The 9,507-nt window shown below is 74.2% G+C and carries 10 protein-coding genes; 9 read left to right on the top strand and 1 reads right to left on the bottom strand.

The window, feature by feature from the left end; translation table 11 throughout:
- Positions 1-76: 76 nt before the first annotated feature.
- From BIV25_RS00970 to tsaE, 5 genes are all read left to right on the top strand, one after another.
- Positions 77-1,513: an NAD(P)H-hydrate dehydratase gene (locus tag BIV25_RS00970; protein WP_079176354.1), complete on the top strand. Its 1,437-nt coding sequence runs from the start codon at positions 77-79 to the stop codon at positions 1,511-1,513.
- Between the two features lie 495 nt (positions 1,514-2,008).
- Complete coding sequence (locus tag BIV25_RS00965) at positions 2,009-2,923, top strand: L,D-transpeptidase family protein (protein ID WP_071370125.1); 915 nt, start codon at positions 2,009-2,011, stop codon at positions 2,921-2,923.
- Positions 2,924-2,959: 36 nt separating this feature from the next.
- Positions 2,960-4,123, top strand: coding sequence for an alanine racemase (gene alr, locus BIV25_RS00960; protein ID WP_071370124.1), 1,164 nt, complete (start codon positions 2,960-2,962; stop codon positions 4,121-4,123).
- A 135-nt stretch (positions 4,124-4,258) separates the two neighbouring features.
- Positions 4,259-5,524 (top strand): alpha/beta fold hydrolase, encoded by a 1,266-nt coding sequence (locus BIV25_RS00955; RefSeq protein WP_071370123.1) that lies wholly within the window; start codon positions 4,259-4,261, stop codon positions 5,522-5,524.
- A complete protein-coding gene (tsaE, locus tag BIV25_RS00950) occupies positions 5,481-6,002 on the top strand; it encodes a tRNA (adenosine(37)-N6)-threonylcarbamoyltransferase complex ATPase subunit type 1 TsaE (protein ID WP_079176353.1) in 522 nt (173 codons plus the stop codon). The genes BIV25_RS00955 and tsaE overlap by 44 nt, the downstream gene beginning before the upstream one ends.
- Positions 6,003-6,328: 326 nt before the next feature.
- Here tsaE and BIV25_RS00945 read toward each other — a convergent pair whose 3' ends face one another.
- Positions 6,329-6,883 (bottom strand): L,D-transpeptidase, encoded by a 555-nt coding sequence (locus BIV25_RS00945; RefSeq protein WP_071370121.1) that lies wholly within the window; start codon positions 6,881-6,883, stop codon positions 6,329-6,331.
- A gap of 123 nt (positions 6,884-7,006) precedes the next feature.
- Here BIV25_RS00945 and tsaB point away from each other — a divergent pair, with 123 nt between their 5' ends.
- The 4 genes from tsaB to BIV25_RS00925 are packed head-to-tail and all read left to right on the top strand — an operon-like array spanning position 7,007 to position 9,504.
- A complete protein-coding gene (tsaB, locus tag BIV25_RS00940) occupies positions 7,007-7,663 on the top strand; it encodes a tRNA (adenosine(37)-N6)-threonylcarbamoyltransferase complex dimerization subunit type 1 TsaB (protein ID WP_071370120.1) in 657 nt (218 codons plus the stop codon).
- A gap of 26 nt (positions 7,664-7,689) precedes the next feature.
- Positions 7,690-8,169 (top strand): ribosomal protein S18-alanine N-acetyltransferase, encoded by a 480-nt coding sequence (rimI, locus tag BIV25_RS00935; RefSeq protein ID WP_071370145.1) that lies wholly within the window; start codon positions 7,690-7,692, stop codon positions 8,167-8,169.
- Positions 8,162-9,250 carry a tRNA (adenosine(37)-N6)-threonylcarbamoyltransferase complex transferase subunit TsaD gene (gene tsaD / locus BIV25_RS00930; RefSeq protein WP_071370119.1) on the top strand — a complete coding sequence of 363 codons (1,089 nt, stop codon included), beginning with the start codon at positions 8,162-8,164 and terminating at the stop codon, positions 9,248-9,250. The genes rimI and tsaD overlap by 8 nt, the downstream gene beginning before the upstream one ends.
- Positions 9,247-9,504 carry a hypothetical protein gene (locus tag BIV25_RS00925; RefSeq protein ID WP_071370118.1) on the top strand — a complete coding sequence of 86 codons (258 nt, stop codon included), beginning with the start codon at positions 9,247-9,249 and terminating at the stop codon, positions 9,502-9,504. The genes tsaD and BIV25_RS00925 overlap by 4 nt, the downstream gene beginning before the upstream one ends.
- Positions 9,505-9,507: the final 3 nt, after the last annotated feature.

Below are 9,507 nucleotides of genomic sequence, written 5' to 3'. Positions count from 1 at the left end.
GTCAGGGGTGGGGTGGTGCCGGGGCCCGGGCAGGGGTGGGTGTGACGGGTGGGGGGTGCGGGGCAGACTCGGTGCCATGCGTACTGCGTACAGCGTGGAGACGGTAAGGGCGGCCGAACGGGCCCTCATGGCACGGCTGCCGGAGGGCGCGCTGATGCAGCGGGCCGCCGCGGGACTGGCCGCGGCCTGCGCGGAACTGCTCGGACGGGTGTACGGCAGCCGGGTGGTGCTGCTCGTGGGCAGCGGGGACAACGGCGGGGACGCGCTGTACGCGGGGGCCCGGCTGGCCCGGCGCGGAGCCGGCGTCACGGCCGTGCTGCTGGCGCCCGAGCGGGCGCACGCCGGGGGACTGGCCGCACTGCGGCGGGCGGGCGGCGCGGTCGCGGCCGACTCCGCCGCCACGGCCGAGGAGTTGATCGAGCGCGCCGATCTGGTCGTGGACGGGATCGTCGGGATCGGCGGGAAGGGCGGGCTGCGCGCCGAGGCGGCGGCGCTCGCCGAGACGGCCGAGCTGTCCCGGGCCGCCGTGGTGGCCGTGGATCTGCCCAGCGGGGTCGAGGCCGACACCGGGGAGGTGCGCGGGGCCGCCGTGCGGGCCGATCTGACCGTCACCTTCGGCACGTACAAGCCCTGCCTGCTGGTCGATCCGGCGCGGGAGTACGCCGGGGTCGTACGGCTCGTCGACATCGGGCTCGAACTGCCCGGCGAGGGCGAGCTGGAGGCCTTGCAGCACGCCGACGTGGCGCGGCTGCTGCCGGTGCCGGGGGCGGAGAGCGACAAGTACCGGCGGGGCGTCGTCGGGATCGCGGCCGGGTCCGCGCGCTATCCGGGGGCGGCCGTGCTCGCCGTGTCCGGGGCGCTGCGGGGCGGGGCCGGAGCCGTACGGTACGTCGGTCCCGCCGGGGACGCGGTCATCGCGCGCTTCCCCGAGACGCTGGTCTCGGACCGGGGGCCGGCGAAGGCGGGGCGCGTGCAGGCGTGGGTGACCGGACCCGGCGCCGGGGAGGACGCGGCGACCGTGGCCGAGGTGCTCGGCGCCGACGTGCCGGTGCTGCTCGACGCGGACGGGCTGCGGCTGGCCGAGCGGGACGCGGTGCGGGGGCGTACGGCACCGACGCTGATGACCCCTCATGCCGGGGAGGCGGCCGCGCTGCTGGGGGTGCGGCGGGAGGAGGTCGAGGGCCGCCGGCTGGCGGCCGCGCGGGAGCTGGCGGCGGTGTACCGGGCGACCGTGCTGCTGAAGGGGTCCACGACGCTGGTCTCCGACGCCGGGGGCGGCGCGGTGCGGGTGAACGCCACGGGCACCTCCTGGCTGGCCACGGCGGGCAGTGGTGACGTGCTCTCGGGGCTCGCCGGGTCACTGCTGGCGGCCGGCCTCCGGGCGCTGGACGCGGGGAGCACGGCCGCGTATCTGCACGGTCTCGCCGGAAGGTTCGCGGCGCGGGGGGCTCCGGCGGGGGCGCACGACGTCGCCGGGCGGATCCCGGAGGCGTGGCGGGATGTGAGGTATTGAGGGGTGGGCGGCGGCGTCGGCAGGTCGGTGGTGGGCCGGTCGGGGCGGGGCGGGCTCCTCAGGCGCGGCGGCACCGTCGGTGTGCCGGTGCCGGGCCGGTTGCGGCGGGAGGTTCGCGGCGCGGGGGGCTCCGGCGGGGGCGCACGACGTCGCCGGGCGGATCCCGGAGGCGTGGCGGGATGTGAGGTATTGAGGGGTGGGCGGCGGCGTCGGCAGGTCGGTGGTGGGCCGGTCGGGGTGGGGCGGGCTCCTCAGGCACGGCGGCACCGTCGGTGTGCCGGTGCCGGGCCGGTTGCGGCGGGAGGTTCGGGGCGCGGGGGGCTCCGGCGGGGGCGCACGACGTCGCCGGGCGGATCCCGGAGGCGTGGCGGGATGTGAGGTATTGAGCGGATCCGTGACGCCGGGCGATCCGGCTCGGCGGGGTCCTGAACCGCTCGGGTGACCCCGTCCGCGCGGCATCGCCGAACCGGCGGGGCCGCACGTTTGGCTGATCGCATGATCAGCAGACGAATCGCGTCCCGGGGTGTCGCCGTGCTGCTCGCCACCGTGACGGCGCTGCCGGCCGGCACCCTCGCCGCGGGCGCCGCGCCCGCCCGGGTGGCCAGGCCGGCACCCCCCGCCCCCCGCACCGAACCCGAAACCGAACTCGTCCCCGGTGTGGCCCCGGTCGGCCAGCCCGGGCAGATCGACACACCCGACCAGGTGCTGGCGCCGGACGTGTACGCGCCGACCCCCCGCGAGGACCGCATCGAGCCCAGGCAGGCGGCGGCCGGGGCGTACGACCTCATCGAGTACGTGCCGCTCTCCGACGCCGTCGCCAAGGTGTCGTGCAGCAAGCAGACCGGGCCGTACCAGCGCCAGGTCGAGCGCTGGCTGAAGCTGAGGGTGGACGGCAGGCAGTCCGCCGCCGACTGCAGGGCCGTCCGCGCCTTCCAGCTGAAGTACAAGATCAAGCCCGCGAGCGGCTTCGCCGGGCCCGTCACCTGGGCGACCATGATGCTGGTCTCGGCCCGGAAGGACCCGAACGCGGACCGGAAGTGCCCCGTCCGGTCGTACACCGTCGCCTGTGTCGATCTGGACCGGCAGCTCACCTGGGTGCAGCGGGGCTCCCGGGTGGTGTTCGGGCCGGTGCCGATGCGCAGCGGACGCCCGGGGCACCTCACCCGCAAGGGCTGGCACACGGTCTACTGGCGGCACAAGAACCACGTGTCGAGCCTCTACCACCAGCCCATGCCCTACGCCCAGTTCTTCGACGGCGGCGAGGCCTTCCACGCCGTCTACGGCACCGTCTACACCACCGTCGGCTCCTGGGGCTGCGTCAATCTGAGGCTCGGCGACGCGAAGACACTGTGGGGTGTGCTGAAGAAGGGCGACCACGTCTATGTGTGGGGGCGCAGGCCCGGTACCTGAGGAGCCGGCGAGGTCCTCTGAGACACTGGGGGCGCCATGAGTGAGACAGCAGCTGAGCCGACCGCCCCCCTGCGCGCCCGCGCCGAGATCGACCTGGGTGCCCTGAGCGCCAATGTGCGCACCCTGCGCGCCCGGGCGAAGGGCGCCGCCGTGATGGCCGTCGTCAAGTCCGACGGGTACGGCCACGGGGCGCTGCCGTGCGCCCGCGCGGCCCTCGCGGCGGGCGCGACCTGGCTCGGTACGGCCACGGCCGAGGAGGCCCTCGCACTGCGCGCGGCCGGGCTGCCCGGGCGGATCCTGTGCTGGCTGTGGGTGCCCGGCGGGCCCTGGCGGCAGGCGATCGAGGCCGACATCGACGTGTCCCTGAGCGGGATGTGGGCGCTGCGCGAGGCCGTCCTGGCGGCCCGCGCGGCCGGCCGGCCCGCGCGGGTGCAGCTCAAGGCGGACACCGGGCTCGGCCGCAACGGCTGCCAGCCCGGGGCCGACTGGGCCGAGCTGGTCGGCGCGGCCCTCGCCGCCGAGGCCGAGGGACTGGTGCGGGTCACCGGACTGTGGTCGCACTTCGCCTGCGCGGACGAGCCCGGGCATCCGTCCATCGCCGCCCAGCTCGACCGGTTCCGGGAGATGGTGGCGTACGCCGAGGAGCAGGGGGTGTGCCCCGAGGTGCGGCACATCGCCAACTCGCCCGCCACGCTGACCCTTCCCGAGACCCACTTCGACCTGGTTCGCACGGGTATCGCCGTGTACGGCATCTCGCCGAGCCCCGAGCTGGGCACGCCGGCCGACTTCGGACTGCGCCCGGTGATGACGCTCAGCGCCTCCCTCGCCCAGGTCAAGCACGTCCCCGGCGGACACGGCGTCAGCTACGGCCACCACTACGTCACACCCGGCGCGACGACCCTCGGCCTGGTCCCGGTCGGCTACGCGGACGGCATCCCGCGGCACGCCTCCGGCACCGGTCCGGTGCTGGTCGACGGCAAGTGGCGCACGGTCGCCGGACGGGTCGCCATGGACCAGTTCGTGGTGGACCTCGGCGGCGACGAGCCCGCGGTGGGCAGCGAGGCCGTGCTGTTCGGGCCCGGTGACCGCGGCGAGCCCACCGCCGAGGACTGGGCGCAGGCCTGCGGCACGATCGCGTACGAGATCGTCACGCGCATCGGAACCCGCGTTCCCCGCGTCTATGTGAACGCGGACATGTGAACGAGTCCCCGGGAACGGGGAAGACTCCGTTAGTCCGTTGGGCGGAACGCGACCCGTATCACGTGTAACACCGGTCATACCTGTTACGGCGGCGACAACGGCACCATCGATCGCACCCGGCGAAGAGGAGCGGCAGTGAGCGAGAGCAGTGCGGAGGCCGTGGCGGGCGTCATCGCCTCGGCGGCCGCCGCCTCCGCGGGAGCGGCCGGCGGCTGGCGCCGGGCGACCGGCATCGCCGGTGCCGCGATAGGCGTGCTCGCGGCGGGCGCGGCGGCCGGCGTCGCGGTCGAGCGGATGACGGTCGGCCGCGGCATGCGCCGCAAGGCCCGGCTGGCCCTGGACTCCGCGGGCCCCTACGGCACCCTGCGCGGCACCCCCGGCAAGGCGATCGCCGACGACGGCACCGAGCTGTACTACGAGGTCGAGGAGGTCGAGCCGGACACCGGCCCACACGTCTCGCCGCGCCGGCGAAGGCTGTTCGGCCGCAAGGCGCCCGCTCCCGTCACCGTCGTCTTCAGCCACGGCTACTGCCTCAACCAGGACTCCTGGCACTTCCAGCGGGCGGCGCTGCGCGGCGTCGTGCGGACCGTGCACTGGGACCAGCGCAGCCACGGCCGCTCCGGCCGGGGGGTGGCCCAGACCCGGGACCGGGTGCCGGTCACCATCGACCAGCTCGGCCGTGATCTGAAGGCGGTACTCGACGCCGCCGTACCGGAGGGGCCGGTCGTGCTGGTCGGGCACTCGATGGGCGGGATGACGACGATGGCCCTCGCCGCCCAGTACCCGGAGCTGATCCGGGACCGGGTCGTCGCCACCGCCTTCGTCGGCACGTCGTCCGGACGGCTCGGCGAGGTGAACTTCGGGCTGCCGATCGCCGGTGTCAACGCGGTGCGCCGCATCCTGCCGGGCGTGCTGAAGGCGCTCGGGCAGCAGGCGGAGCTGGTGGAGAAGGGGCGCCGGGCCACCGCCGAGCTGTTCGCCGGGATCATCAAGCGGTACTCGTTCGCCGGGCGGGAGGTCGATCCGGCCGTCGAGCGGTTCGCCGAGCGGATGATCGAGTCGACGCCGATCGACGTGGTCGCCGAGTTCTACCCGGCCTTCACCGACCACGACAAGACCGAGGCCCTCGCCTCCTTCCAGGACATGCCCGTGCTGGTGCTGGCCGGGGTGCAGGACCTGGTCACGCCCAGCGAGCACAGCGAGGTCATCGCCGACCTGCTGCCCGAGTGCGAGCTGGTGCTCGTGCCGGACGCCGGGCACCTGGTGATGCTGGAGCACCCGGAAGCGGTCACCGACCGTCTCGCCGACCTGCTCACCCGCGCCGGTGCCGTGCCGGCAGGGGCTACGGTTAGTGGCTATGGAACGACCGGCAGCACCAGCAGCACCGCAGGGCCCCGTTGAGACGCGGCTGACGATCACCTCGCCCGAGCAGATGCGGGAGCTGGGCCGCCGGCTGGCCAAACTGCTGCGCGCGGGCGACCTGGTGATGCTCAGCGGGGAGCTGGGCGCGGGCAAGACCACGCTGACCCGCGGGCTCGGCGAGGGCCTGGGCGTGCGCGGCGCGGTCACCTCGCCGACCTTCGTGATCGCCCGCGTCCACCCCTCTCTCGGCGACGGCCCGCCCCTGGTCCACGTCGACGCCTACCGGCTCGGCGGCGGCCTGGACGAGATGGAGGACCTGGACCTCGATGTCTCGCTGTCCGACTCGGTGATCGTCGTGGAATGGGGCGAGGGCAAGGTCGAGGAGCTGACCGAGGACCGGCTCCAGGTCCTCATCCACCGCGCCGTCGGCGACACGACCGACGAGGTACGGCACCTGACCGTGACCGGACTGGGAGAGCGCTGGGCGGAGGCCGGCCTGGAGACGCTGGCCGCCTGAGCCTCCGCCTGGGCGGGGAACATCAGGATTCCGACAGGCCGTCGGCAAGATATTGCGCAGGACGTCCCGGGCGTGGTCATATGGTACCCAGCCCGTAGTTAGGCGTACCTAACTTCGCCCGCCCCCGCACCTCAGGAGGCGTCCATGACCGCGACCGGCCCCACCCGGGTCTCGATGCACGAGCTGCTGGCGTCCTGCGCGGCGGCGGACGCAGTCTCCAGACCGCCGGAGCGCCCCGAAGGGGCGCGGGGAACTGCGCGAGAAACCACGACGCGGCCGCACCCGCACGACGGCCTCCCCCGATCCCCCGCGGAGCGCCCCGCCGCCTAACGGATCACGACGACCGGCACCCCGATCGTCGCGAACTTCCACATCTCCTCGCCGTCCGCCCGGTTCTCCCGGACCCCTCCGGTCCGCACACCGGGATCGGCCGGAGGCGGTGTGCCCACCGCCGCGCTGAAGCCGATCGCCAGCCCGTCGACACTGGTGAACCGCACGACGTGCTCGATCGGCGCGCCGTCGGTGCCGATGACCGCGCTGGAGCGGGAGGTGATCCAGTACGAGCCGGGCGGCGGGTCGACGGTGCCCGGGTTCACCGCGAAGGTGCGCTCCACCCGGTCCGTGCGGTCGACCAGCCAGACCCGGTCGTCGTCCAGCGAGTACACGACCCGTTCACCCCTGCCGGAGCCGCTCGGCAGGGCCGTCGGGTGCCGACGGTCCCGGGGTGCCTTGCCGGGGGTGACCGAGGGTGAGGCCGTCGCCCCGGGCCGCCCGGCCGGGCTCACCGGCCCGGCCGTGTGGGCCTGGTAGGCGAGGAAGCCGACGGCACCGACGGCCAGCGCGGTGAGGCCGGCCACGATCCCCGAGCTGGTCCCTGCCACGTGTCTCACCTCTGCCTCGGTCCGCCCTCATGCGATATGTCGTACTTCGTACAGACCGTAGCAGTCAGTGACCGTCCGACCGGGACGGCGATGCCCGAGCCGTCGGCGCCGTAGGCTGTTCGCGTGCTCTTGCTCGCTCTGGATACCGCAACACCCGCTGTCACCGTCGCGCTGCACGACGGCACGGACGTCGTCGCCTCGTCGTGCCAGGTGGACGCGCGCCGGCACGGAGAGCTGCTGCTGCCGGCCGTCGACCGGGTCCTCGCCGAGGCCGGACTCGCGCTGGAGGCGGTCACCGGCATCGTCGTCGGCGTCGGGCCCGGCCCCTACACCGGTCTGCGCGTCGGTCTGATGACCGCCGACACCTTCGGCCTCGCGCTCGGCGTCCCCGTGCACGGCGTGTGCACGCTGGACGGCCTCGCCTACGCCGCCGACATCGAGAAGGGCCCGTTCGTCGTGGCGACCGACGCCCGGCGCAAGGAGGTCTACTGGGCCACGTACGCCGACTCGCGCACCCGGCTCACCGACCCGGCCGTGGACCGGCCGGCCGACATCGCCGAGCGGGTCGCGGGGCTGCCCGCGGTCGGCGCAGGAGCCCTGCTCTACCCGGACACGTTCCCGCACGCTCTCGAACCCGAGCACGTCTCCGCCGCCGCGCTCGCCGCGCTGGCCGCCGAGAAGCTCGCCGCGGGCGAGGAACTGCCCGCCCCCCGGCCGCTGTACCTGCGCCGCCCGGACGCGCAGGTGCCCAAGAACTACAAGGTGGTCACCCCGAAGTGACCGACGTGACCGTGCGACTGCGCGAGATGCGCTGGTGGGACATCGACCGGGTCCTGGAGCTGGAGAAGGACCTGTTCCCCGAGGACGCCTGGTCCCGGGGCATGTTCTGGTCCGAGCTGGCCCACTCCCGGGGCCCCGAGGCGACCCGCCGCTACCTGGTCGCCGAGGGGGAGGGCGGGATCGTCGGGTACGCGGGCCTCGCCTCGTCCGGCGAACAGGCCGACGTGCAGACCATCGCCGTCGCCCGCGAGCAGCAGGGCACCGGCCTCGGCGGGCGGCTGCTGGCCGAACTGCTGCGTGCGGCGACCGCGTTCGAGTGTCACGAGGTGATGCTGGAGTGCCGGGTCGACAACGTCCGCGCCCAGAAGCTCTACGAGCGCTACGGCTTCGAGCCCATCGGCTTCCGGCGCGGTTACTACCAGCCGGGCAACGTGGACGCGCTCGTCATGCGTCTGATCACCGACCAAGCCACCGAAGAAGCGACCGAAGAGAAGAACCATGGCTGACGAACCTCTCGTCCTCGGCATCGAGACCTCCTGCGACGAGACCGGCGTCGGCATCGTCCGGGGCACCACCCTGCTGGCGGACGCCGTCGCCTCCAGCGTCGACGAGCACGCCCGCTTCGGCGGTGTCGTCCCCGAGGTGGCCTCCCGCGCCCACCTGGAGGCGATGGTCCCCACCATCGACCGCGCGCTGAAGGAGGCGGGCGTCTCGGCGAAGGACCTCGACGGCATCTCCGTGACCGCGGGCCCCGGCCTCGCGGGCGCGCTGCTCGTCGGCGTCTCGGCGGCCAAGGCGTACGCCTACGCCCTCGGCAAGCCCCTGTACGGCGTCAACCACCTCGCCTCGCACATCTGCGTCGACCAGCTGGAGCACGGCCCGCTGCCCGAGCCGACCATGGCCCTGCTGGTCTCCGGCGGCCACTCTTCGCTGCTGCTGTCGTCGGACATCACCTCCGACGTACGGCCCATGGGCGCGACCATCGACGACGCGGCCGGCGAGGCCTTCGACAAGATCGCCCGCGTGCTGAACCTGGGCTTCCCCGGCGGCCCGGTCATCGACCGGTACGCGCGCGAGGGCGACCCGACGGCGATCGCCTTCCCGCGCGGCCTGACCGGTTCGCGCGACCCCGCCTACGACTTCTCCTTCTCCGGCCTGAAGACGGCCGTGGCCCGCTGGATCGAGGCGAAGCGCGCGGCCGGCGAGGAGGTCCCGGTCCGCGACGTGGCCGCCTCCTTCCAGGAGGCCGTCGTGGACGTGCTCACCCGTAAGGCGGTCCGCGCCTGCAAGGACGAGGACGTCGACCACCTGATGATCGGCGGCGGTGTCGCGGCCAACTCCCGGCTGCGTGCCCTCGCCCAGGAGCGCTGCGAGGCCGCCGGGATCCGGCTGCGCGTCCCGCGTCCCAAGCTGTGCACGGACAACGGCGCGATGGTGGCGGCCCTCGGCGCCGAGATGGTCGCCCGGGGCCGCGCCGCCTCCGGCTGGGACCTGTCGGCCGACTCCTCCCTGCCGGTGACGGACACCCATGTCCCCGGCGGCCACGACCATGTGCACGAGGTCAGCAAGGAGAACCTGTACTCGTGACGGTCGCGCTGATGTGGGAGGCCCGGGCCGTCGCCGGCCGGGGTGAGGAACTGCTGGCCTGGGTCCGCGAACAGCCGCTCGCCGCCGAGCCGTTGCGCCGCGAGACCCTCCGGGCGCCGCAGGACCGGGTGCTGGTCATCACGTGGTGGGACGCGCCGTACGACGCCGAGCTGCCCGAACTGCCCGAGCCGGACACGGAGTTGGTGACCCGGGGCGTGCATCGCTGGCGGTTCGAAGCAGTGGCCGAGGGCTGAGGT

The organism is Streptomyces sp. MUSC 14 (assembly GCF_001866675.1).
Taxonomy (GTDB): Bacteria; Actinomycetota; Actinomycetes; order Streptomycetales; family Streptomycetaceae; genus Streptomyces.
This window is presented reverse-complemented; position numbering and strand designations above follow the sequence as displayed.